Annotated in this window: 21 protein-coding genes and 2 pseudogenes; 18 read left to right on the forward strand and 5 right to left on the reverse strand. The window is 65.7% G+C overall.

The features are described from left to right. Window positions 1–4: 4 nt before the first annotated feature. Complete coding sequence (locus JY500_RS19980; protein WP_206254339.1) at window positions 5–3709, reverse strand: tetratricopeptide repeat protein; 3705 nt, start codon at window positions 3707–3709, stop codon at window positions 5–7. After that, the gene (locus tag JY500_RS19985) at window positions 3669–6560 is read right to left on the reverse strand and encodes a bifunctional glycoside hydrolase/polysaccharide deacetylase family protein (RefSeq protein ID WP_172202516.1); all 2892 of its coding nucleotides are present in this window, start codon (window positions 6558–6560) and stop codon (window positions 3669–3671) included. The genes JY500_RS19980 and JY500_RS19985 overlap by 41 nt, the downstream gene beginning before the upstream one ends. A 105-nt stretch (window positions 6561–6665) precedes the next feature. Here JY500_RS19985 and ilvA point away from each other — a divergent pair. From ilvA to JY500_RS20055, 14 genes and pseudogenes are all read left to right on the forward strand, one after another. Then, window positions 6666–8180: pseudogene (gene ilvA / locus JY500_RS19990) on the forward strand (threonine ammonia-lyase, biosynthetic); the annotation flags it as partial. Between the two features lie 5 nt (window positions 8181–8185). Continuing rightward, window positions 8186–8608, forward strand: coding sequence for an ion channel (locus JY500_RS19995; RefSeq protein ID WP_172202514.1), 423 nt, complete (start codon window positions 8186–8188; stop codon window positions 8606–8608). Window positions 8609–8693: 85 nt separating this feature from the next. Further along, window positions 8694–9134: a GNAT family N-acetyltransferase gene (locus JY500_RS20000; RefSeq protein ID WP_206254340.1), complete on the forward strand. Its 441-nt coding sequence runs from the start codon at window positions 8694–8696 to the stop codon at window positions 9132–9134. A gap of 192 nt (window positions 9135–9326) precedes the next feature. Then, window positions 9327–10244 (forward strand): ABC transporter permease subunit, encoded by a 918-nt coding sequence (locus JY500_RS20005; RefSeq protein ID WP_206254341.1) that lies wholly within the window; start codon window positions 9327–9329, stop codon window positions 10242–10244. Window positions 10245–10248: 4 nt separating this feature from the next. After that, a complete protein-coding gene (gene malF / locus JY500_RS20010) occupies window positions 10249–11832 on the forward strand; it encodes a maltose ABC transporter permease MalF (protein ID WP_206254342.1) in 1584 nt (527 codons plus the stop codon). Between the two features lie 4 nt (window positions 11833–11836). Then, window positions 11837–12643, forward strand: coding sequence for a glycoside hydrolase family 16 protein (locus JY500_RS20015; RefSeq protein ID WP_206254343.1), 807 nt, complete (start codon window positions 11837–11839; stop codon window positions 12641–12643). 109 nt (window positions 12644–12752) lie between these two features. Next, a complete protein-coding gene (locus JY500_RS20020) occupies window positions 12753–13436 on the forward strand; it encodes a laminin B domain-containing protein (RefSeq protein WP_206256552.1) in 684 nt (227 codons plus the stop codon). 272 nt (window positions 13437–13708) lie between these two features. Continuing rightward, window positions 13709–14251: a hypothetical protein gene (locus JY500_RS20025; RefSeq protein WP_172202508.1), complete on the forward strand. Its 543-nt coding sequence runs from the start codon at window positions 13709–13711 to the stop codon at window positions 14249–14251. After that, complete coding sequence (locus tag JY500_RS20030) at window positions 14248–14940, forward strand: ABC transporter ATP-binding protein (RefSeq protein WP_172202507.1); 693 nt, start codon at window positions 14248–14250, stop codon at window positions 14938–14940. Before JY500_RS20025 ends, JY500_RS20030 begins: the two co-directional genes overlap by 4 nt. Further along, the gene (locus tag JY500_RS20035) at window positions 14937–16166 is read left to right on the forward strand and encodes an ABC transporter permease (protein ID WP_216661883.1); all 1230 of its coding nucleotides are present in this window, start codon (window positions 14937–14939) and stop codon (window positions 16164–16166) included. Before JY500_RS20030 ends, JY500_RS20035 begins: the two co-directional genes overlap by 4 nt. After that, window positions 16159–16908, forward strand: coding sequence for an outer membrane lipoprotein-sorting protein (locus JY500_RS20040; RefSeq protein ID WP_206254344.1), 750 nt, complete (start codon window positions 16159–16161; stop codon window positions 16906–16908). Before JY500_RS20035 ends, JY500_RS20040 begins: the two co-directional genes overlap by 8 nt. Next, entirely contained in the window at window positions 16905–18125 is a 1221-nt protein-coding gene (locus tag JY500_RS20045) for a hypothetical protein (RefSeq protein ID WP_206254345.1), read from the forward strand. Before JY500_RS20040 ends, JY500_RS20045 begins: the two co-directional genes overlap by 4 nt. A gap of 152 nt (window positions 18126–18277) precedes the next feature. Continuing rightward, a complete protein-coding gene (locus JY500_RS20050; protein ID WP_206254346.1) occupies window positions 18278–19063 on the forward strand; it encodes an AHH domain-containing protein in 786 nt (261 codons plus the stop codon). Window positions 19064–19098: 35 nt separating this feature from the next. Continuing rightward, window positions 19099–19671: an imm11 family protein gene (locus JY500_RS20055; RefSeq protein ID WP_206254347.1), complete on the forward strand. Its 573-nt coding sequence runs from the start codon at window positions 19099–19101 to the stop codon at window positions 19669–19671. A gap of 214 nt (window positions 19672–19885) precedes the next feature. Here JY500_RS20055 and JY500_RS20060 read toward each other — a convergent pair whose 3' ends face one another. Together JY500_RS20060 and JY500_RS20065 are read right to left on the reverse strand one after the other, a co-directional pair. Next, on the reverse strand, window positions 19886–20329 hold the full coding sequence (locus JY500_RS20060; RefSeq protein WP_206254348.1) for an Lcl C-terminal domain-containing protein: 444 nt from the start codon (window positions 20327–20329) through the stop codon (window positions 19886–19888). Between the two features lie 6 nt (window positions 20330–20335). Beyond that, complete coding sequence (locus tag JY500_RS20065) at window positions 20336–20953, reverse strand: outer membrane beta-barrel protein (protein WP_206254349.1); 618 nt, start codon at window positions 20951–20953, stop codon at window positions 20336–20338. 166 nt (window positions 20954–21119) lie between these two features. Between JY500_RS20065 and JY500_RS20070 the strand changes: the two genes are divergently transcribed. From JY500_RS20070 to JY500_RS22470, 4 genes and pseudogenes are all read left to right on the forward strand, one after another. Continuing rightward, window positions 21120–21458, forward strand: a complete 339-nt coding sequence (locus tag JY500_RS20070; protein ID WP_172202501.1) for a hypothetical protein — start codon at window positions 21120–21122, stop codon at window positions 21456–21458. Window positions 21459–21478: 20 nt separating this feature from the next. Next, window positions 21479–21730 carry a hypothetical protein gene (locus tag JY500_RS20075; RefSeq protein ID WP_206254350.1) on the forward strand — a complete coding sequence of 84 codons (252 nt, stop codon included), beginning with the start codon at window positions 21479–21481 and terminating at the stop codon, window positions 21728–21730. A gap of 38 nt (window positions 21731–21768) precedes the next feature. Further along, window positions 21769–21990: pseudogene (locus tag JY500_RS22465) on the forward strand (glutathione S-transferase N-terminal domain-containing protein); the annotation flags it as partial. Between the two features lie 162 nt (window positions 21991–22152). Next, a complete protein-coding gene (locus JY500_RS22470) occupies window positions 22153–22458 on the forward strand; it encodes a glutathione binding-like protein (protein WP_425493212.1) in 306 nt (101 codons plus the stop codon). A 41-nt stretch (window positions 22459–22499) separates the two neighbouring features. Here JY500_RS22470 and JY500_RS20085 read toward each other — a convergent pair whose 3' ends face one another. Continuing rightward, window positions 22500–24134, reverse strand: a complete 1635-nt coding sequence (locus JY500_RS20085; protein ID WP_206254352.1) for a methyl-accepting chemotaxis protein — start codon at window positions 24132–24134, stop codon at window positions 22500–22502. Window positions 24135–24325: the final 191 nt, after the last annotated feature.

The raw sequence follows: 24325 nt of genomic DNA on the forward strand, positions 1-24325 counted from the left end.
CCCATCAGAAATCAATCCAGTAACGCATGCCGAACACCGTGGTCGAGGAGATGCTCGCGGTCTGCCCCTGCTCGCGCCGGAAGTCGATCGCAGCGTGGTCAGCACCGAAGACACTGCCCGCCAGCCCGGCCGAGGCATCAAAACCGAGCCCCGCAGTACTGTTCCAGGTCATGCCAAGGCTGCCGTATGGCCGCCAGCTGCGACTGTAGTCGGTCGCGAATTTCGTGTCGCTGCGCAAGCGCAAGCCCACCAGATCATAGCCCTGCGGTAACAGCGAGGCGATCGGCACCTCGGCCGCAGGCCCGCTTGGCGGCACATCGGAGCTGCTCGTCCGGTAACGGCTCACGAAGGCCTCGCCGTAGAGATCACGCGACTGCTGGCGGAACGCATGGCTGTAGTTGAGCGACAGCAACCGGCCATAGCCCAGGGTCTGCGCCGCCTGAGTCGCGTAGCGCGACCACTCGAACTGCACCGATACCCGATCGCGCGCATCGATGGCCCATCCCGCCTCGACCGCCGCCAGGTCACGCCAGCCCAAGGCGCGCAGCGCCAGCGTTTCGGTTGCCGGATCGCGCCATGCAAGCTTCCAGCCCACGTCGGCATTGGCGAAGACTCGAACGTTCTGCTCCGCTCGCAGCCCGGTCCAGCGCTCGGCGGCGGCATGGCTGCCGGCCTCGAACCGCAGGCTTCCGTCATCCGTACGCCAGGCAAGCCCGAGGGTGCCCACGCGGGTATCGGGCACCGCGAAGCCAGCGTCCGGCACGCTGCGCAGCGTCTCCCCGATCGAGGCGCTGATGCGCAAGGCCGGCGTCAGCTGCGTCGCCACCGCAAGCGTAGCCTGCTGCTCGCGCCAGTTGCCGCCCTCACCGAACCGGCCATAGTCCGCTGCGCTGATGTCGGCGTCGACCCGGCTGGCCTGTGTCGGCAGTACTTCAGCCAACTGCAGCTGCAAGGCCTCATCGTCGCGCTGCAGGCTCTGCGCCTCAAAGGCTACCGTCGCCGCGAGTGCATCGTCACCGCGATTGCGCGCGACAGTGATCTGATCGTAGCGTGCCGCAGCGCCACCCCAGCGGTCCTGCAGCGCGGCTGCGCGCGTCATGTCGCCTTCGTTGATCGCGGCGGCCATGTCCGCCCACAGCGGCAACTGCTCGTGCCGCGCATAGGCCGACCACAGGTAGCCGCGCACCGCTTCGGGCAGGGCCTGATCCTGGTACCAGGCCAGCACCAGTTCGCGACTGGCTGCGTCGAGCGGTGCGCCCGCGTCGCGGTCGAGCCGCAGCAAGCTGCGCAGCGCCGCAAGTGCCGGATCGCCCGGGCGCAGCACATTGGCGAGACGCACCCAGGCGACGCGGCGCGCCGCATCTGGCACCGCCTCTGCATTCTCCGAACTTGTCTGCCGGTTGCGCCACGCCGCCGCACGCAGCCGCCACGCACGATCGGTCTGCTGGTCCTGTTCGTAGGCATCGGCGAGATTCATCATCCACAGGAAGTCGCCGCGATGCGCGACCACCCGCGGCGAGAGATAGCGGTCGAGCGCCACGCGCGGCAAGGACAAGGCCATCCATGCTGCGGCCAACACGTCGTGCAAGGCCGGATCGCGCGCCCACACCGTCTCGTTCCGCGCCAGCACGCGCCGCAGCGTGGTCGTATCGCGCCGGTCGATCAACTGCCACAGGTAGGCCTCTCGGGCTTCGGCATCTTGCGGCGTGAGCACCAGCAACTGGCGCAGATCGGCCAGCGCCGCAGCGCCCTTGCCTGTTTCGCGCAAATAGCGCGCGCGCAGGCGCAGGAAGCGCGGATCGGCCTGCGCGCTGGCCAGCGCCGCGGCGTCCAGTTCGCCGAGCAGGCGCCCGAAGCTGCTCCAGGCACCGGCCGCGGCGTAGAGATCAAGCGCCCTCAGCAATCGATCGGGCGCAGGAAAGTGGCGCCACGCCTGCACCGCAAGATCAGCCGCGCGTGCCGGCTCTTCGGCCGCCAGCAGATCGATCAGCACGTCGTAATCGTTGGCCGACGCGGTGCCGCCGTTGATCAGGCGGGCATAGGCTGCTTCGGCGGTGTCGTCGCGCTGCAGCATCTGCGCGATATTGCCAAGGCGGCGCCAGTAGGTCACATCGCTCGGCAGCGCCTGATCGCGTGCAAAGTCGAGCGCCTCATAGGCAAAGCGCAACTCGCCGCGCAGCAGATGAAAACCCGAGCGTTTGAAGGCGCGCCCCACGTCGGCGCCGAATCGCGCATCCATCTCGCGCAGGGTTGCGATTGCGAGCGGGAGATCGGCCGCGCGCTCGGCAATGTCGGCCAGTGCCTGCAGCACGGCTCGCTCAGGACGGCGGCGCGCGATCTCGCGCAGATAGGCGATGGCGGCTTCCGGATCGCCGATGCGTTCGTAGGCATCCACCAGGGCGCCCAGCACGCGGTCGTCGCCCGGCCGCTCCGCAACGCGCTGACGCAAGCCGATGATCAACGCCTCGTCGTCGAACAGGCCGGGGGCGAGGCGCAGCAGCGCATCGGTAGCTTCGCCCTGCATGCCGTGTTCGGCAAGCCAGCGCCAGTGGCGCAGCGCCTCCTGTGGGCGGCCAGACCATTCAGACACTTGCGCCAAACGCAGCCGCCACGCCGCGTTGCCCGGCGCCTGCCGCACCGCCGACGCCGCGACGCGCCACGCTTCGTCGAGTTCGCGATTCGCGAGGAAGACTTCGTAGCCAAGGGTGTAACGACGGTCGTCGAAGGGCAGACGCGGTTCGCCTTTCGCGCCGTCATTCCCGGGCGTTTCGCCATCGTCGACAACGCGGCGCAACGCCACATCGCCCCATAGGCGAGCCCACTCCTCGCGCTCGATCTGCTGCAACAGCGAGAGCCGCAGCATCTGCCGCGCGTACTTCGACGCGATATCGGGCCGCCCGGCCGCGAGCGCCAGCCGCGTGAGGTATTCGAGCACTTCCGGGTCGCTGGCGAGACCGCGCAACTCGCGCTCCGCCAGCGCCAGCGCATCGGCCGTGCGGCCACTCTGACGCATCACGTCGACCGCATCGAAATAGAGCTGCCGCGCCGCCAGCGGCCGCGCTTCACGCCGGCGCGCGACCATCAGCACTTCGGCCGCGGCTTCGTATTCGCCCGCAGCGAGGTAGCTGCGCGACAGCTCGGCGAACCACGCCGCCGGCAACGCGCCGCTTGCGCTGTTGCGGTAGATCGTCAGCGCCAGGGCGCGGTCGCCCAACTCCAGCGCACGGCGGGCCAGCTCGAAACGATCCATTTCGGTCACTGGCAGGCGTGCGAGCTCATGCAGTTCCTGCAGCAGTGCGCGTCGCACCGCATCGCGCCGGGTGTCGTCCGTCGCAAGCCGGCGCCACTCCTGCTCGGCCACTTCCCACAGCAGCATGCGTGCCTCAATGCGCCGCGGCACGTCGTCTGCCAGCAACGGCATCAGCACCCGGCGGGCAGCGGCAAAATCGTTGCGGCTGAGCCATTGCCGCGCAAGCCGCAGGCGCAACTCGGGATTGGCGGGGTCCGTGCGCAGCATCGCGTTGAGGTAGCTGACCGTGAGCTCGTCACCGCGGGTATCGCGCAGGATGCGGTCGAGCAGCGCGGAGTAGGGATACATCAGCGTCAGCGCGACCAGTACCAGCAGCACGAACAGCGGCAGTACGCCGCGCGGCAGCAGGTGCGGGCGCTTATGGCGCGCGACAGCTAAGGTCGATCGTTGCCGCAGCATCGTCGAGGTGGAAGCGTTGGTAGGTGCCAACCTGGCGCGGGGTCAGGGTGCGCCGCGCCGTGCTGACGCGACACGCCTCGGCGCCGGCGAGGTCGAACTCGAGCGGGCCATGGCCGTGCAGCGCAAAGCGCACGCTGGCGGGCGTCGTTTCGAGCGCGCTGACGCCGCCATTCGCACCGGCCAGGCGCGGGCCGTTGTGCCCGCCACCGAAGGTAATGTGCGCCTGGCTATCGGCGAGGATCAGGTAGCGCCCGTCCGGGCCCTCAGCCCAACCTGCAAGCCCTTTGCTGACGGCCAGGTTCGGCTCACCAAGCGTCGCCGGCGCGCGCAGCGACCGCAGCACCCCAAGCCCACGCAACAGGTAGCTGCCATCGGTGACATCGCGTGCCAGCGCAACGCGGTTGAAGTCCGTCGCGATTCGGATGAATTCGGATGGAAACACCGGCCGTGTCGTCTGCGTCATCGCCCAGTCGTAGGCCTCGCGCAAGGAACGCAGCGAGGCCGGCTTGCTCGCTGCATAGGTGTGGTAGTAAATGTCGATCGGCTTGATCCGGCGAGGCTCGCCGGTCATGCGGAAGGTTTCGACGACGCGGCGAAAACCGTAGAACGGACCACGCCAAAGGTTGGTGTAGACGTTCTCGTTCATCACCGGCGCGTAAACCTGAAAGCGCCCTGCGAGCCGCACACCGAGCGCTGAGACCTCGGTCATCGTCGGGTTTGCGGCAGTAACACGCGTGCTACCGCCATTCATGTTCAACAGGCCTGCCGACGCTGCCTCGTCGAGCGCCGCAACGCTGGGCACCGCGTCACCCGACCACAGCAGGATGCCGACGGGCTTGCCTGGCGGCGCGAGGCGCTTGCGGATGTACTCGGCCGACGCGGTGATCTCGCGTGCGAGCGAAGGGGTATAGCCCGGCACCTCCAGGTGATAGTCCGCGTCGTCATCGGTGCTTGCATCGCCCGCTTCCACCTTGCGCCACTTGAACGGGTGGCTGTAGGTGTGGGTCGCGATTTCGACGTTCGGCAGCGCGAAGCCGCGCCGCGCGATGGCCTCCAGCGCTGCGCTCTCCTTCGGGTAAAGCCCGTCCGGCGCAACCTCGGCCTCGATCACGCTCAGCGCGTGCGGTATCGGGTAGCGGGTCACGAGTTCGTCGAGCATCACCTGTGCAGCGTAGGGGCTGCCGGCGAACTCTGCGCGCGACGGAAAGCCGTCGCCGTCGACATGCGCGAACAGCATGCGCCGGCCCGCGTCGCTGCTGGTTTCCGGCATCGGCAGATCGGGCAGCGCGAGCGCGGCCTTGAGAAAGCGGAAGGGATCGACGACCCAGCGCGAAGCTTCCAGCGAGGTCGAAATCTCGACCACCGCATAGCTACCCAGCGCAAACCCACCCCAGCGCGTGATCGCCACCGCATCGTAGCGGTGCCCCTGCTCGTCGCGCAGACGCGCCCAGGGCTCGCCGACGCTGTCGTCAATGCGAACACCGACCAACCGGCGCCGGTTCATCGGCGGCTCAATCTCGAAACCGATCGCCTCATGCCGGCGCTCCAGCGTGAGCTGGCCGACTGGCGGCGGCGAGCGGAGCAGGCCGGTCGCGCGAGCAAAGGCCGCATCGGCGGCAAACCCCGGCGCTTCAAACACGGCGATACGCAACCCTGCGGCGATCTGATCGAGCAGCCACTTGCGATAGCGCGCCTGCAGCTCGGGCGCGAGCTGGCCGCCAAACCAGCTGACGATGCCGGCGTAGCGCGCGCGGTCCAGCACCGGCAACGGCTTGCTCACATCGAAGTAGTCCGCGACGTAACCAAAGTAGTTCAGCGGCATCTCGGCGAAACGATGGGCCGAGCGGTAGTGCAAGGCGGGCGCCTCACGCCCGTCGATCATCACCGCGATGTGCCGCGGCATCACTTCGACCGTACTGATGCCGAGCGTGCTCAACGCACCGTCGGCCACCCAGGGAATGAAGCCGGCGGCGCGGATTCGCCGCGCGGTGTCGCGCGCCAGTTCGCGATCCGCTGGCGCAACGTAGTCGATTGCGATCGCCGCGAGCTTCCAGCGGTCGCGAACCGCGCGCAACTGCTCGCCCAGCCAGGCGCGGTCGGCTTCCGCCACCTCACGGTAGCTTCGCGTGTCGTGCGCATAGCCGCGGAACAGCGACTCCGCCGCCACGCCCTCCAGATCACCTGCAATCTGCGGCAACAGCTCGAAACCGCGATTGGCGATCAACCGGATACCCGGAAAGCGGCTGCGCAGGGTGTGAATCAGGCTCACGATGCCGCGCTGCTGGGCAACCGGGTCCGCCTGCGGGCCGCCGAGCTGGTAGGAATCCATCGTGTCGAGGAAGAAGCCCCGCCAGCCCTTTGCCCACAGCGGCGCAACGATGCGATCGGCAAAGAAGGTCGGCCAGCCCGCGGCGCGCTGATCGATCAGGATCGAAGCCCAGGTCGTGTTGGTGCCAAGCTGCCAGCTGGCGGGGATATCTTTCGCGAACGCACGCGAGGGCTGCACTTCACCGACGCTGACATAGGCGAAAAGCTCGCTGCCGCTGCGCGCGCCATCCGCGCCGCGGTAGGCGACCGGGTCAAAGCCATGATCCGGATCGACCACGGCAACGTCGAAGGCCTTGAGTTCATCGAGTGGCGCATCGGCGCCGTAGTGAAACGCGATCGACGAGAGGGCGAGCACCGGCTGCGACAGCAATGCCGCGAGCACGAGTCCCCAGAACCGCTTGCCGATCAGCACCTTCATCACGCTCCCGGCCCGCACCCAGACGCCACGCGCGTTGGCGAGCCCTTTGCCGAGTATAGCGAGCCCTGGCGCCGCGCCGCGGCCGATGACCACTGATTTGGCCATTGTTTGCAAGGCTGTCGGCCACGGCGCGGGCTTTGCGCACTGCAGCAGCGCCTGCTACCCTGACCAGTTCCGTCACCCCCCGACGGGCGCACATCGTCAGAATCCACCATGCAGACCGACTATCTTGAACGCATCCTGAACGCCAACGTCTACGACGTCGCCATCGAAACGCCGCTGGAGCATGCGCCGAACATTTCGGCCCGCGCACACAACCGTGTGCTGCTCAAGCGCGAAGACATGCAACCGGTGTTTTCGTTCAAGATTCGCGGCGCCTACAACAAGATTGCGAAGCTCTCGGCCAAGGCGCGTGAGCGCGGCGTGATCTGCGCTTCGGCGGGCAACCACGCGCAGGGCGTTGCATTGTCGGCCGCCAAGATGGGCATCCGCGCCGTGATCGTGATGCCGGCCACGACCCCGGCGATCAAGGTCGATGCGGTGCGCGCGCGCGGCGGTGAGGTGGTGCTGCACGGCACCTCGTACGACGAAGCCTACGGCCACGCAAAAGAGCTGGAGCAAGCGGAGAAGCTGACCTTCGTGCATCCGTTCGACGATCCGGACGTGATCGCCGGCCAGGGCACGATCGGCATGGAGATCCTGCGTCAGCACCCGAAGCCGATCCACGCGGTGTTCTGCGCGATCGGCGGCGGTGGGCTGATCGCCGGTGTAGCGGCCTACATCAAGCGCCTGCGTCCGGAGACGAAGATCATCGGCGTCGAAACCTATGATGCCGACGCGATGGCGCGCTCCTTGGCTGCCGGTGAGCGGGTCCGGCTCGACCACGTCGGCCTCTTCGCTGACGGCACCGCAGTGAAGCTGGTTGGCGAAGAGACCTTCCGCCTCTGCAAGGATCTGGTCGACGAGGTGATCCTGGTCGACACCGACGCGATCTGCGCGGCGATCAAGGATGTGTTCGAAGACACCCGCTCGATCCTGGAACCCTCCGGCGCGCTCGCGATCGCCGGCGCCAAGGCCTACGCCGCGCAGCACAAGCTGCGCGACAAGACGCTGGTGGCGGTGGCATCAGGCGCCAACACCAATTTCGACCGCCTGCGCTTCGTCGCCGAGCGCGCCGAGATCGGCGAGCAGCGTGAAGCCGTGCTGGCAGTGACGATTCCCGAGAAGGCCGGTAGCTTCCGCAAGTTCTGCACCCTGCTCGGCAACCGCAACATCACCGAATTCAACTACCGCTACGGCGACAGCGATACCGCGCATGTGTTTGTCGGCGTGCAGGTGCATTCGCGCGCCGAATCCCTGAAGCTCGTCGAAACCCTTCGCCGCCACGATCTCGACACGCTCGATCTGACCGACGACGAGATGGCCAAGCTGCATGTGCGCCACATGGTTGGCGGCCACGCGCCGGCCGCGGACCACGAACGCGTGCTGCGCTTCATCTTCCCGGAGCGGCCGGGCGCGCTGATGACCTTCCTGAACCACATGCGTTCGGACTGGAACATCTCGCTGTTCCACTACCGTAACCACGGCGCGGATTACGGCCGCGTACTGGTCGGCATCCAGGTACCGCCACAGGACGACGCGGAGTTCTCGGCCTTCCTCGACAAGCTCGGCTACGAGTACGTCGACGAAACCAGCAACCCCGCCTACAAGATGTTCCTCGGCTAAGCGCCATGTTCAAACTCCTGCTTGTCGCCGGCGGCGGCTTCGTGTCGAACTTTGCGATCCAGATCGCTGCCGGCGTGCTGATTGTCCGCATGGTCAATGGCCCCGGCACCCGCTGGCTGGCTCGCAAACGTCTGAGCGGTGCGATCAAGACGCTGTCGGCGGTGAGCTTCTCGTTGCTGCTGACCTTCTTCATCCAGATCGCGATCTGGGCCGGCATCTTCCGCGCGCTGCACCAGTTCGACGACATGGAAACCGCGGTCTACCACTCCGCGGTGAACTTCGCGACGCTCGGCTATGGCGACATCGTGATGCAGGCGCCGTGGCGCATCCTCGGCCCACTCGAAGCAATCTGCGGCAACCTCACATTGGGTATCGCGGTTGGTGTGCTGGTCAGTGCCCTGCGGGTGATCCAGGGCACCGAGCATTGATGCGAATCAGGCAACCATCCGCCTGAGCCGCCGATACTCGACGCTCCCCCCAACACTGCCGGCCACGCCGGTACAGGCCGCCACCATGCAGACCCGCCCGATCACGCCTGCCGACATCCCGCGGCTCGCTGCCATCTTCGTCGAGGTGTTCAACGCTCCGCCGTGGCAAGACGGCTGGACGCTCGACACCGCCATCGAGCGGCTGGAAGCCCTCGCCGCCAATCCGCATTCGCGTGGCTTCGCAATCTGGGAGCAGGATCAGCCGCTGGGCTTCGCGCTCGGCGCACGCGAGCGCTGGAACGACGGTTGGTTCTTCTCGCTGCGCGAACTCTGCATCGCCCGCAACCGACAGCGCGAAGGCGTCGGCCGCCGCCTGATCGACGCAATGTGTGCCGACCTGCTGGAAGAAGGCATCAGCTCGATCAACCTGCAAACCGGCCTCGACGCCCCCGCGCATAGTTTTTTCGCCAAGCTCGGATTCAGCGAGATGCCGCTGGTGACGATGGGCAAGCTGCTGGGGCACTGAGCCAGCGGTAGCCCATCACCGCACTCCGCCAAACGCGACCGCGTCGCAAGCTACCGCGGTTGTGCTGGCGTCATTCCGCCTTCGTATCCGTCGAACGCAGAAACCATCAATGCAGCGCCCCGTGGCGGCCACTAGAATGACGCCGCCTCGGGGCCAGCCCGCGGCGGGGTTCTGAACTGAGGGCGGGTGCTCATGGGCATGGTGGTCGGGCGGGAAGTGGTTTGGCGCAGGCGCGTGGCGCATGTGGGGATCTGGCTCGCGCTGGCCCTGATCCTGTACCCGTTCGCGAACATGTTGTGGCAAGCCGTCACGGCGCATGCCAGCGCGGCCGACGGCCAGCACTGGTGGCCGCAGTTCACGGCCGATCATTTGCTGATGGTGCTCGGATGGCGTGATCAACTGGATGAGTACGGCGGCCGCTTGGCGGCGCGGGTCGAGTTCTGGCTGTGGATGTGGAACTCGGTGAAAGTGGCGGTAATCACGACCGCGATCGCCACATCACTCGCGCTGACCACCGCCTACGCCTTTGCACGCTTGCGCTTCGGTGGCCGTGCGTCGCTCGACAAGCTGCTCTACATGAGCCACTTCTTCCCCGGCTTTTTGCTCGCGGTGGCGTACTGGAGCATCTTCGACCGCATCGGCGACACCTTTCCGGTCATCGGTATCGACACGCATGGTGGCCTGGTATTGGCGCTGACGGGGCAGGCCACCTTGGGCATGGTATGGGCCTTCAAGGGCTACTTCGAACAGTTGCCGCTGGAGATCGAAGAGGCCGCGCGCATTGATGGCGCGACGGATTGGCAAACGTTTCGCGCGATCGCGCTGCCACTGGCGCGCCCGATGATCGTGGTGATGGTGCTGTTGCTGGTCACCAGCTTGATGTACGAGCCGATACTGAGTGCCGCGCTGCTGACCGGATCGGACACCGCGACGCTGCCGATCGGGCTCAACCGCTTCACGATCGCTGCGGGCAGTGCCGGCAATGGCAGCGCCGTCGCGCTGCATGAATTCGCGGCGGCGGCCCTGCTCGCGTCGCTACCGGGCGTGGTCGTATTCGTCTTCGCACAACGCTGGATGGATCAATCGACCGCCGGCTCGGTGAAGGGATGATGCGATGAACAACGCATCACAGGCAGTACTCACCGCCGCACCGGCCCCACGCACACGGGTCAGGCATTCGCGTTGGCGGGCGCATGCCGCGCTTTGGGGGCCACGCGCCATCGGCATCGCGGCGCTGCTCGTCGGCCTGGCCGTGGTGCTGAAGCTCTACGTCAGCGGCCAATGGCTGTTTGGCGTAGTCGTGCTGGTGACGGTCTGCGCCGGCTGCTTCGTGTATCTGCAGGCGCGCAGCAGTGCATGGCGATTCCTCTTTCCGGGCCTGCTCGCGGCGCTGCTGTTCGTGCTGCTGCCGATCGGCTACACCGTGTCGCTCAGCACGTCGAACTATTCATCACAAAACTTGCTGACCTTCAGCCGTGCGACCGAGTACCTGCTGACGACGCGGTACATGCCGGAGGGCGCGCAGCGATACGCGTTCGCGCTGCTGCCGGATGGCAAACGCTACCGCGCGCGCCTGGAGAGCGAAGCCGGCGAGGTTTTCCTCAGCGAGGCCTTCACGCCGGGCAAGGCCGGCAAACCGCTGGCCATGAAGCGGGTCGTCGATGCCCCGCTCGATGCGCAAGCCGACACCGCAACGCTGGTGCGCAGCGTGGCGGTGCTCAAGGCCCTGGTGCTGCAACTGCCCGACGGCAGCGCGGCGCAGATGTCATCGCTGCGCAGCTTCGACACCAGCAAACCGCTGTACATACGGCGTGCCGACGGCGCGCTGATCAACCAGCAGGACCACACGGTACTGCGCCCCAACCACGTTAGCGGCTACTACGAAACCGCCGGTGGCGAGAAAGTGGCACCGGGTTTCACCGTTTCCGTGGGCGCGGCGCAATTCATGAAACTGTTGGCCGACGAGGGCATGAGCGAGCCTTTCCTGAAGGTATTCGGCTGGACCCTCGCCTACAGCGCACTGACGGTACTGTTGTCCTTCGCGGCGGGCCTCGCAATCGCGACGGTATTGAGCTGGCAGGAACTGCGCTGGCGCGAAACCTACAAGCTGCTGTTCTACCTGCCCAGCGCGGTGCCGATGATGATTGCGGTGTTGATCGTGAAGATGATGTTCTTCACCAACACCGGCGAAGTGAATGCCGTGCTGGACGCCGTGTTCGGCATCCGGCCGGAGTGGTTCCAGTCGCCGATGCTCGCCCGCACGATGGTCGTGATCGTCAGCGTATGGCTCTACTTCCCCTACATGATGATGCTGTGCCTGGGCCTGATCCGCGCGATCCCCGCCGAGCTGTACGAAGCCTCGGCGCTCGCCGGTGCGGGGCCACTGACGAACTTCACGCACATCACGCTGCCGCTGATTGCGCGGCCGATCCTGCCGGTGCTGGTTGCCAGCTTCGCGAGCACGTTCAACAACGCCGGACTCATTAGCTACCTGACCGGCGGCGACCCCTCGTACCTCGATACGCGCGATCCGATCGGCATGACCGATCTGCTCGCCTCTGCGGCGTTTCGAATGGCCTTCACCGGGGGCAGCAACTTCGGACTCGCTGCGGCGATCTCCGTGCTGCTGTTCCTGATTGTCGCCTTGCTCGCCCTCGCGAGCCTGCGGCTTACCCGAAATACCGGACGCATCGACTGACCCCATGGCCGACACCCCGCGCAACCCACTCGACAAACCCGGCTACGAACTCGTCTTCAACGACGACTTCGACGCCGCCACGCTGAACACCACGCATTGGCTACCGCTCTACCTGCCGCAATGGAGTTCGCGCGCGCGCTCGCGGCCGAACTACCGCATCGCAGACAGCCAGCTGGTGCTTCAAATCACTGCAGACCAGCAGCCGTGGTGCCCCGAATTCAACGGCGGCGTGAAGGTCAGCAATCTGCAGACCGGCGTGCATGCCGGGCTGCTCGGCAGTGCGCAAGGCCAGCACCGCTTCTCCGCCGATTGCCGGGTGCGCGAAGAACAAACGCCGCAGCAGCTGTTCTGCCCGCAGTACGGCTACATCGAGATCCGCTGCCGCGGCGGGCGCGGGCTGCGCAACGTATTCGGCTTCTGGATGATCGGCTTCGAAGACACGCCGGAACGTTCCGCCGAAATCTGCCCCTTCGAGCTGAAAGGCTGGAATGCGGGCAGCGAGCGTGCGACGCTCGGCTTCGGCCTGCACCCCTTCGGGGACCCGACGATTCGCGACGAGTTCTTCGAGCGCGAATTCCCGATCGACGCCACCGAGTTCCACCTCTACGCCGTGGATTGGTCTCCGGAAGGCGTCGCGTTCTATCTCGACAACCAGCTGATTCATCGCACGTCGCAGTCACCCGCGTACCCGATGCAGTTGATGCTGAACCTCTACGAACTGCCGCCGACGGACGACCGACCGGACGCCGCGCCGGACTACCCGACCGAGTTCGCGATCGACTACGTGCGCGCGTGGCGGCGAGCCGGTTAGCCGAATTGGATACATGACATTTACATGAATCGCCTTGCCGTCAGCACCATGCCGGCGACATACTCCGTTGCGCGACGTCCTGTCGCCCACAACACCAACGGAGAGAGCCATGCCCCTTGCCACAGCGATGCGCCGCGCCTTCGTCGCGCTGGTCGCCGCCGCCCCGATCCTGTCAATCGCCGCCCCAGCCGCGCATTTCGACTCCGGCGCGGAAGGCTGGAGCGTCGTCGACTTCGGTTGTTGCAGCACCGACTACGTCACGCCATCAACGTTTTTCGCGGCGAACTGGCACGCCGCCGGCGGCGCGCCCGGCGGTTACATCGATTTCGCCGACCCGTCGAGCGGATCGTTCTACTTCGCCGCATCCAGCGCCTTCACCGGCGACCTCTCGGCCTACCTCGGCGGCACGCTCGGCTTCGCCCGCAAGGTCACTGTGCCGGAGGGCTCGGTGCAATGGCGGGACGACCCTGACGTCGTGATCGTCTCGGGCGGCCAGTCCTACGTCTGGCGTGGGCCGGCCAACCCGGGTGCAGACTGGAGCACCGAGCGGGTCACGCTGCGTGCCACGGGCTGGACCGTTGGCGGCCTCGGCGGCCCGGCGGTGTCGGACACCGCCTTCGCCGCTGCACTGGGCAAGGTCTCCGCGCTTTACCTGCGCGGCGAAACCATCAACGGCATCGTCGAGACGACCGCGCTGGACAAGGTGCAGATCAGCGCCGTACCGGAACCCACTGCCGCACTGATGCTGCTGACCGGGCTCTGGATGCTGGCGCTGCGCCGGCGGCGCGGCTAGGGCCGCTGGGCGGACACGGTGGCGACCGCGTCCGCCTGCTGGCCAACACGGTCAGGCGCACGCGGCATTTCGCCGTAGGTCGCGGCGCATGCGGTTTCCTACGGCGACGTCGCGTCGCGCTTGCGCCACCGCAGCGCATGCGCTGACACCGCGACTCGCGCAGCACAGCCGCATTTCGCCCCCCTTCACTGTCGATTCGTCGCTCGCGTGCTGCGCGCGGCGCGGCGGCTCACGACACTGGCGCCATTCCCTCACACCCCAGGAGATGCGCCATGAAGACCCCGCTTCGCTCGATTCTCGTCGCCTTCACGTTCGTCGGCTGCCTCGCCATGCCGCAGGCTCATGCGTACGACGCCAGCGCCTGGCAGGCCGCACAGGCAGACTTCCAGCGCGCCAACGCCGGTGAATCGGGGGCTGCAGCCGAAGCCGCGGAGAAGTTCGCCAAGCTCGTCGCCGCCGAACCGGGTAACCCGCTGCTGCTTGCCTATCTCGGCTCCGCCGAATCGATGCAGGGGCGCGACGCAACTTTCCCGTGGAAGAAGATGAAGTTCGCCGAGGCCGGCATCGCCGACCTTGACCGCGCACTCGCCCTGCTCAAACCCGAACATGCCCAGGCACCGGCCGGCGGCGTCTCGATTGCCAACGAGGTCAAGGTCACCGCCGCGAGCACCTTCCTCGGCCTGCCCGGCTTCTTCAACCGCGCCGAGGCCGGCGCCAAACTCGCGCATGAACTGGCGAACCAGCCGGGCTTCGCGACGATGCCGGAGCGCTATCGCAATGCCGTGCTCAAACTCACCGCGCAGGCCAAGCAATGAACACCGCCCTGCGCGACAGCACCCCAGTGGTCGCCATGCGTGGCGTCAGCAAGGCCTACCGGCTCGGTGAAGTGCAGGTCCCCGCGCTGCATGCAGCGGACCTCGACGTGAGCAGCGGCGAGATGGTCGCGCTCACCGGCCCCTCCGGTAGCGGCAAGAGCACCCTGCTGCACATCGCCGGGTTGATCGACACCGCCGATACCGGCGACTACGCCCTCGCTGGCACGGCCACCACGCAGCTCAACGAAGCGCGCCGCACGCAGTTGCGTCGCAACGCGATTGGCTTTGTGTTCCAGAGCTTCAACCTGGTGCCGGTAATGACGGTGGCGGAGAACGTCGAATACCCGCTGTTCCTCGACGGTGTGGCGCGTCGCGAGGCGCGCGAGCGCGTCGCCGCGATGCTCGAACGTGTCGGACTGGCCGACCGCGCCAAGCACCGGCCCGACGAACTTTCCGGCGGCCAGCGCCAACGTGTGGCGATTGCACGCGCGCTGGTCAAGCAACCGCGTTTGTTGATCGCCGACGAGCCGACCGCCAACCTCGATTCGCACACCGCGGACGAGGTGATCGCGGTGATCCGCGCGCTGTGCCACGAAGCCGGCACCGCCTGCCTGATCGCTACCCATGACGACCGCCTCACCGCGCATTGCGACCGTGTGCTCGCGCTGCGTGACGGAGTGCTGCAATGACCACATCGCTCATCCGCTGGATCCGCTTCGCGCTGCGCAACACGCTGCGCAACCGGCGCCGTTCGCTCGCCACGGTCACCCTCACCGCGCTCGGCAGCGCGGCGATTCTGGTCGGCGGCGGCTTCGCGCTCTACACCTATGAATCCTTGCAGCAAGCCGCCGCGCGAGACACCGGCCACCTGATCGTCGCCACGAAGGATTTCTTCGATCGAGAGGAAGACACGCCGATGCAGTTCGGCATCGAACACTTCGATCAACTGCGCGACACCCTGCTGGCACATCGTGAAGTGCGCTACGTGCTGCCGCGGCTGCACTTCTCCGGCCTCATCAGCAACGGCGACAAGTCGGTTGTGATGATCGGCAGCGGCGTCGACCCGCAGGCCGAGTTCTCGGTGCGCGGCCCCTTCCTGCAGCTGAAGGCGGGCAAGCTGCTCAACGAGGATGCCGCCAAGGGGCCAGATGTGCTGATTGGCGCGGATCTCGCGAAGAGCCTCAAAGCTGGCCCCGGCAGCGCACTGACGTTGCTCGGCTCGACCACCGCCGGCGCACTCAATGCGGTGGATGTGAAGGTACGCGGTGTGGTCAGCAGCGGCGTGCCGGACATCGACAAGCGTCTCGTGCTGACCAGCCTCGCGACCGCGCAAGGCCTGCTCGCAACCGATAAGGTCAGCAGCGTCGGCGTGTATCTCGCCGATATGGAACAGACCGCCACCCTGCGCGCCAAGCTCACGCCGCAGATCGCGCCGCTCGCAATGCGCACCTGGGAAGAGGAGGCTTTCTTCTACAAGGCAGTGCGCGGCTTGTACGACCGGATTTTCGGCGGGCTCGGCCTCGTTATCGGGCTGATCGTAGTGGGGGTCGTGGCCGGTGCGATGGCGATGGCAATCGTTGAGCGCACACGCGAGATCGGCACCTTGCGGGCAATGGGCACCTCGCCGTGGCAGCTCGTACGGGCCTTCGCGATCGAAGGTGCGGCACTCGGTGCAGCGGGGGGTTTGCTGGGCGCGCTGGTCGCGGGCGGCGTCACCATCGCGCTGATGTTCGCCGGCCTGCAGATGCCACCACCGCCGGGGCGCTCGGTCGGCTACCCGCTGTTCATCACCTTCTCGCCCGAGCTTGCGTTGATCACGCTCGCAGCCGTCAGTGTGCTGGCGATGATCTCGGCCGCCGTGGTCGCACGCATCGCGGTGAAGAAACCGATTGTGGAGGCACTGGGCCATGTTTGATCTGAACTTCATCCAACGCGGTCTGGCACTGGGCGCACTGGCCCTTTGCGCCAGCGCGGCATACGCCGAATCGCCCGAGGCTCTGCTCAAGCGCGCCGATGCCTGGCGCTTGTCGGCCGACAACATGAAGGTGGAAACCCGCATCGAGGTGATGAAGAACGGCGCGCTGGAGAAGGAACGCGACTACCTCGTCTTCCTGCGCCCCGGCCGCGAGTCGCTGGTGCTGATGCAATCGCCGGCCGAGAAGGGCCAGAAGGTGCTGATGAAGGCCGACGACTTCTGGATGATCCTGCCCGGCAGCCAGCGCCCGATCCGCATCACGCCGACGCAGAAGCTGATCGGCGATGCGGCGGCCGGCGACGTGGCGACGCTGTCGTGGTCCGAGGACTACACGCCGGCGCAGGCCGAAGCCGAGAAGTGCGACAGCGGCGCCTGCACCCATCTCACGCTGAAGGCAAAGCAGGCGTCGGTGACCTACGCGCGTATCGAGCTTTGGGTCGACACGAAGACCGCGCAACCGCTGAAGGCCGATCTGTTCGTCGTGTCCGAAAAACTCGCGAAGCGCGCGAGCTTCGAAGTCGGCACGGTGTCCGGCAAGCCGCAGGTGACCAGCATGACCATCGACGACGAGATCCTCACCAATCGCCGTACCGTGCTGCATTACCGCAGCCGCACCGCGTACGAAGCGCCGGAAGCGTGGTTCAACCCGATGTACCTGACGCGCAACACGGTCACGCCATGAAGCTCTTGTTCGCCTTGTCCGCTGCTTTGCTGAGCGGTGGCGTGAGCGCCGCCGACTGGCCGGAGACCACGCTGGACTGGACACTGCGGGCGCAGGCCGAGGCACGCAGCGCCAACCCGGATTCGTCGCTCGCGCCCGCCGCGCACATGCTCGGCGCAGGGCGGGACTGTGGCGCCGGCGAAGTGCGGCTGCGTGGCCGCGTCGGGCAAGTGGGCTTTGCCGGGCAGGCCTGGGCGGCAAGCTGCGACCCGGGTGGCGTCGACCGCGACGGCCGCGTCGACGAGCTGTTCTGGGAGGGCGAGGCCGGCCCGCTGCACTTCACTCTGGGAAAGAAGGTGGTGAGCTGGGACGTAGGCTTCGGTTTTCGCCCGCTCGACGTGGTGCAGCGCGAGAATCGCCGCGCGCTGATCGACCAGCAGCTTGAAGGCGTGCCGGTCGTGATGCTGGAACACTTCAGCTCGCACCTGGCCTCGACCCTGGTCTTCGCCAACCCCGGCCAAAGTGACGAAGCCCTGCGGCGCGACGAGCAGGCGCTCGCCTGGCGCGGCTTCGCACAGACGTCAATGGCAGACCTGCATCTGCTCGCCCGTTGGGGTGCGCAGGAGCGCGCGAGCCTCGGCGCCGGCTTCTCGGCGGTGCCGCTCGATTCGCTCGAAGTGCACGGTTCAGCCCGCTGGGGCCAGCGCGCGACGCGCCTGGTCGGAACCTGGCCCTCGGCCATCCCGCTCGCCACCGCGTCGCCGTGGCGCGACGAGGTGGGCGGGGCTTTCTGGCAAGCCCTGATCGGCGCGCAATGGACCGGTGAGAACAAGATCTCGGTGCTCGCCGAAGCCTGGTACGACGGCACCGCCCCCACCGAGTCCGAGTGGGACGCCTGGCGCGCACGCAACGCCGCGATCGGCGGCTTTACCTACGCGCCTGAAATCGCCCGCGCCGGCAATCTCGCGTGGAACGCCCAGGCACTCGGCCAGGTTAACCTGCAGCGCGCCAACCTGCTGCTACGTGCCGCGTACGGCGGTGACACCTGGCAACCGGAGATCGACTGGCTGCTCACGCCTGCTGACGGCGGCAGCGTGCTGAGCGCGGCACTCGCATGGCAGGGCGACCGCCTGCGCATCGAAGCCGGCCTGCGCACCTACCTTGGCCCCGCCGATTCGCTCTACCGCCAACTACCGGATCGCGGCAACGCGTATCTGATGGCGACGCTGCCTTTCTGAGGCAACCGCCCCCAACCTGCTTGCCTCGACGATACGAATTGCTCTCAATGCTTGCGTTATATTTCGGGTCCACAGCAGGATAGCCTTCCGCCAGGCGCTATTGCCTGCGTTTAGCACGGGTGTCACACCAATCGAGCTAACGGAGAAGAGACATGACTGAACTCGTTGAGGGCGTATTGATCGGAATGGTGCTCGAGCACGACAAGAACGACTGCCCGTTCTGTGTCAGTAACGAGAAGGCGAAGCCCAATCCGGTGCCCGTGAGCAAGGGCGAAGCTAGCTGGGAAGAGGACGCCGACAAGCTGATAGGCAATGACGCAGGCGAACTTGAAAACAACATGAGTACGCCCAGACCGCAGAAGTGGTATCTGGAAGACGCAGTCGCACGCGAACTGAATATCGCGACGCCACACAAGATCACGCCGAACCCGCACCACCTTATCCCGGGCAATGAAGCGCTGAAGCAGGTACGTACATTGTTGTCCTGGATATTTGAAGACAAGAGCAAGATCGAGAACGACATCGGTTACGACGTTAACAACGGCGAAAACGGTATCTGGCTACCAAGCAACAACTCCATGCGTGGCGTTTCATGGTGGAGCGGGGATACCCAGATCATTCGCAAAGCGAAGTATGCGAAGTCCGCGATGAAAGTCTCTGGCGGGTTGTTTCACGACCGCCATATCGACCCCTACTCGGAATTCGTACAGGAGATTCTGAACAAGATTGCGGATCGGATGAATGGCCTTCAAGCTCAGGATCCAAAATGTCCGTTCAAGGTTGAAAAGGGCCATAACACTCGCTACAAGCCGCCATATGCGCTGGTTAATCGACTCAACGGTGTAACGCGACGCCTGAGCGGCTACCTGAAAACCAGCGCGACACCGACCAACTATTTCTACACCTCGAAACTCGTGAAGAAGGCGCGCGAGGTGTAGCAGATGGTCGACGGAGTAACCCGGGAGAGGTCTGGATGAGCAGTTACTACATGCTTGAGTGCATTGCGCCGGAAGATTGGGATGATCCCGCTCTGGTCGAGGGGATCGCTCCGCCCACGGGTGAGGATTCATGGCGGCTTGGGCGGCGGTTTCTCAATCCGCCGACGCGACCGATTGAAGTCAGTCTTCATGCCGACTACGGCATCCAGCTCAAAGAGCTACGCAACGTTGACACCCTGCTCATGACAAAGCGCCTACACAAAGCCCTTCTGGACGCTGGAGTGAGTAACCTCGATGCCTACCCCACGATCATCCGACACCGCAGCCGCCCGTTTGAAACGGACGACTATGTCGCTTGCAACCTGATCGGGCTGGTCTCGGCGGTCGATGCGGCCAAGTCGAGAATTATCGGATCAAGCCCTGACGGGTTGATTGACACCGATTTCGAGTCCGTCGCACTGGATGACCGCAAGGCGCAGGGGGCGCTGATGTTCCGCCTGGCGGAGAACACAAGCGCCGTTATCGTGCATGAGTCAGTAAAAGACTACCTACAAGCCAACGGATTCGACATGCTGACCTTCGTGCCGCCAAGCGAGTGGATCGGGTGATCGTAGCGCCTCGCTCGGGGCAGGAAATACCAATTCAGAGCGGGGCCGACACCCCGGGCATGCCCTCGCCCTGCGAGAAGAGATCCCCCTGAATCGGCAGCGCGCAGCCGCCTGCGGGGTGCACATTCAGCATTGTTGCGGTTCGACGATCATCGTCGCCCGACCAATCGGCGCCTTCACGGCGCGCTGCACACCAGCAGGCCACGAACGACCGTCACCCTCCCCGCACGCACAGCGCGCGGCCGTAACTGCTGCCTGTGATCGCGCTCAGATCGCGCCGACCGATGTCGAGGTTGTAGCCCCAAGCCTGCGACGTGCCGCTACCCTCCCCGCTCCAGAACCAGCCACCACTGAGCGCGAAGACTGACGCGGCATGGCAGAAGTTTCCGCCGCACGCGACGGACTCGGCAGGGTCGTACAACGCTTCGAGTTCGTCGATGGACGGAAGCCGCCATCCATCGCCACGCGCAGCACACTCGTTCACAGCATCGGGCCAGGAAATCTCGGTGCCGTTGTCACTTTGGCTCCACGCCAAACCGCTGCGCGGGTCAGTCACGATGCCATCGTGCTGGGCGTAGCGTTCAGGTGACGCGATGTTGGCGAAACCCAGGCAGGCGATGAACAGCGCCCCGCGCAGCGACCACTTCCCGTGTCTCACGACGGATCAGAACGGCACCGACACCCCGAGCATGCCCTCGCCCTGCGAGAAGAGATCCCCCTGAATCTGCAGCACGCAGCCACCTGAGCAAAACAAGCCGCCACTGCTGTTGATCAGCGTGGAATAGAAGCGGCCTTCAAGGCGCAGCGCGGCGTGCTTGCCGAGCATGAACTGGTAGCCCAAGCCCAGGTTCATCGAGGGCCGCAGTTCGTTGCCATAGCCCTCGCCGTCCAGCGCCAGCAGCGTGCCACCGATACCGCCGACCACATAGGGCCCGCTGCCAACCGGGCCTTCGAAGAAGTAGGTGCCGCCAAGATGGAAGTAGGTGACAGACAGCGGCATCGTCGCGGTGGTCTTCGGCGCTGCGCTTTGCGTGTAATCGAGGTGGGAGCGCTGGTGCGACAGGAAGAGCTGCAGCTGCCGGCTGCCGTCATACGGCAAGTCCAGCGCGATCGCACCTGTGCCGGAGCTTTCCACTTTCAAGTTCTCGCCGGTGGTGGCGTTCTGGAAATCGCCGCCGCTTCGGAACGCGCCATACGCGGTGATGGCACTGTCGGTCGCATGAGCAGGGGCTGCCAGGGCGAGCATAGCCAGCGGCAGGATGCAGGAGAGTCTGATCTTCATGATGTTGCCTGTCAGCGCGGCCATTCCGCAGCCGGATTCTGCCGTGCGAATCGCATTGCTGGCGAGCGCGAGTGGGCCCGCCTTGCGCCAACCCAAATCCAGCGCTCGCGCCCCTTGCCCCGCGGCCCTAGAATGCAGCGACCTCTTCGCTACAGGAAGCACCGCCATGCGCCTCGCCCTTCGCACCTGGATCGCCATACTCGCCACACTGTGCCTCGCGGCCGCATGCGTGAGCTACCCGGCACCGCCAGCGCCGTCGAAGTACGAGCGCGCCTGGAATGCCGCGTTGGGCGGCGTACAGGATGCCGGCGTGACGATCATGCACGCGGAACCGAACAGCGGACTGATCCGCGGCACGAAGAACGGGATCGACGTAACGGTGACCGTCACGCGCCTGCCCGATGGCGCGGTGAAAGTGCAGTTCGACAGCAAGGGCGAAACAAAGAACGACCCGCAACTGCCGGATCGTTTCTCGCAAGCCTACGAACGGCGCATGGGCCGCTGAGCACACGGACTGGCGCACCGATGCGACGCCCGGTCAGCATCTTCGCCGCCCTCTGCGCGCTGGCGGCCGGCGCTTGCGCGCGCAATCCGGACGCGGATCTGTGGGACTGCCAGTTCGCCGTGCAGAAAGACAACGCCGGCCGCTCGGCCACGGATATCGCCGAACGCGAACAGAGCATCGCCGCCTGTATGAGCGAACGCGGCTACCACCTCGATCCACGCAACAGCGCCTGCACCACGGGATCCGTTACCCCGCAGTGCTATCAGAAGTAGCCACGACTCACACCATCGGAAGGCGAGCGCCCAAGCACATGATCACCGTACATCACCTTGAAATGTCGCGTTCGCAGCGCATCCTCTGGCTGCTCGAAGAACTTGGCCTGCCATACGAACTTGTGCTGTACAAACGCGACCCGAAGACCCGGCTCGCGCCGCCGGCACTCAAGGCCGTGCATCCGCTCGGCAAGTCGCCGGTCATCACCGATGGCGAACTGACGATCGCCGAATCCGGCGCCATTCTTGAATACTTGGCTGAGTGCTACGGGCCCGCGCAGACCGGCGACCTCGCCGAGCTACAACCTGCCCCGGGCTCGGAGGCGCACCGTCAGTGCCGCTTCTGGATGCACTACGCAGAAGGTTCGCTGATGAACTGGCTGGTCATGAAGCTGGTGTTCATGAAGATCCCGACGCAGCCGATGCCCTTTTTCGTACGCCCCATCGCGCGCGCGATCTGCGATCAGGTGTTGAAGAAACTGGTCGACCCGAACCTGCGCACCGGGCTCGACCTCATGGAAGCGCATCTCGCCAAGAACCACTGGTTCGCCGGCGAACAACTGAGCATTGCGGACTTTCAGATGTGTTTCCCGGTCGAAGCCGCGCTCGCGCGAACCGGCAACGCCAACCGCTATCCCAAGCTGAAGGCGTTCCAGGAGCGAGTCGCAGCCCGCCCCGCCTATCAACGCGCACTCGCCAAGGGCGGGCCGGTGTTGCTGACGGACTAGCCGCCACGCGCCGCCAGCGCCGAAGCCACCGCGAGTTCGCGTCAGGTCTTGAAGTAGGCCACTTGCGCATCCAGCGCGTCGGCAATGGCCGACAGCATCCGTGCGGTGCCCGCGGTGTCCTGCATGCGGCCGTTGGTCTGCTCGATCATCCGCGCAATCTCTTCAACCCGCTGAGCAATGCTGGTCGAGGCCTCGCTCTGCTCACGGGTCGCGTCGGCGACGTCACGGATGCGCTCAAGCGTGTGGGTCGCGCCGTCGCGAATCGCACGCAGCACCTCAGCGGCACCACTCGCCAGCCGCACGCCTTCGTCGGCCTGTGGCATCGCGGCCTGCATGACATCGGTCACCGCACCGGTTTCGCTCTGGATCGACTGGATCATCGTCTCGATTTCAACGGTCGCCGCAGCGGTACGTTCGGCGAGCTTGCGCACCTCATCCGCAACCACGGCGAAACCGCGCCCCTGTTCCCCGGCACGCGCGGCTTCGATCGCTGCGTTAAGCGCGAGGAGATTGGTCTGCCCTGCAATGTCCTTGATCACCGACGCGATTCCGCCGATTTGGCCGGCACGTTGTGCGAGCACTTCGATCCGCGTCGCCGCGTTCGCCACCGTGCCGGATAGCGCCTGGATGCCTTCGCGTGCGCGCTCCACCTGGTTCTGGCCTTCCTGTGCCAGCCGCGCAGCCTCCGCCGAGTAGGTCTGCGTGTCATGAGCCGAATCCGAGATATGCCCGATGCTCACCGTCATCTCTTCGACTGCGGCGGCCATGCTGGACGTGGCGTCCACCTGCTGTTGCGCCAGTTCCGCAACCTCGCCCGACACCGCCGCGATGTTCGACGCGCCGTCGCGCATACGTGCGGACTCGCCGCGAATCTGCGCCAGCACCTCGCGGATCGCGGTACGCGCCACATCAAAGGAAGCAAGGACACTCCCGCTCGCCGCTTTGCCGACACTTGCAGTGAGATCACCTTGAGCGGCTCGCGCCATGACCTGGATGGCACTCGCCGGTTCGCCGCCAATCTGACGCAGCACACTGCGTGAGACCGCCCATCCGATACCGCCAACCACACATAAGACAGCGACGAACAACGCGACGCCGGCAATCAACTCGTCGCGCATCTGCCGTTCGACATCGTCCATCCATGCGCCGGTTCCGACGAACCAGTTCCAGCCATCAAACCGCATCACGTACTGCAGCTTCGGAACAGGCTCAGCCCCTGCCTTGCGGGGGAACATCGAGTCGACGAATGCATCCGCGCGACCACTGAGGGCATCAATCAAGTCCTGGACAGGGTAGCGCCCGCGACCATCGCGCAGCGTTTGCGCCACGTTTGTACCGATCAACTCCTTGCGAACGTGATAGACGTTCACCCCGTCCATCTGATAGACGTAGAGGTACTCGGTCTTGTGGTCATCGCCGCCGTAGCGGATCAGTGCAATCGCTTCCAGCGCCGCCTTTTGCGCAGCCTCTCGCGGCATACCTTCCGCTTCCTTGGCCGCGTAGAACGCCAATACATGGTGGGCGGATTCCACGACGGCGCGAATCGTCGCCTTACGGCCCTCGATCATGGTGCTGCGCTGCTCCATCGCCGAGGCGATCAAGAGCAGGAATACGGCAGCACAGGCGCTGCCGAGCATGACGAGGATCTTTGTCTTGAGTTTAAGTGCGTCGAGCATTGCTGTTTCCCAGTCAAGTACGTGCCTGCCCGAGTTGGGGGCAAGCACTCACGATGGGCATTACGGTCGGCGCACTGTCCGCTGGAGCGTAGTTCTACGTAGTGGATTTTCCACTCAGCATGACGATTGAGATGGATCAATCAAGAGGAGCGGAGCCGAAAGCGCCTGAGCGCGCAGAGCGCCGACGCAAG

Source organism: Niveibacterium microcysteis, from assembly GCF_017161445.1.
Lineage (GTDB): Bacteria > Pseudomonadota > Gammaproteobacteria > Burkholderiales > Rhodocyclaceae > Niveibacterium > Niveibacterium microcysteis.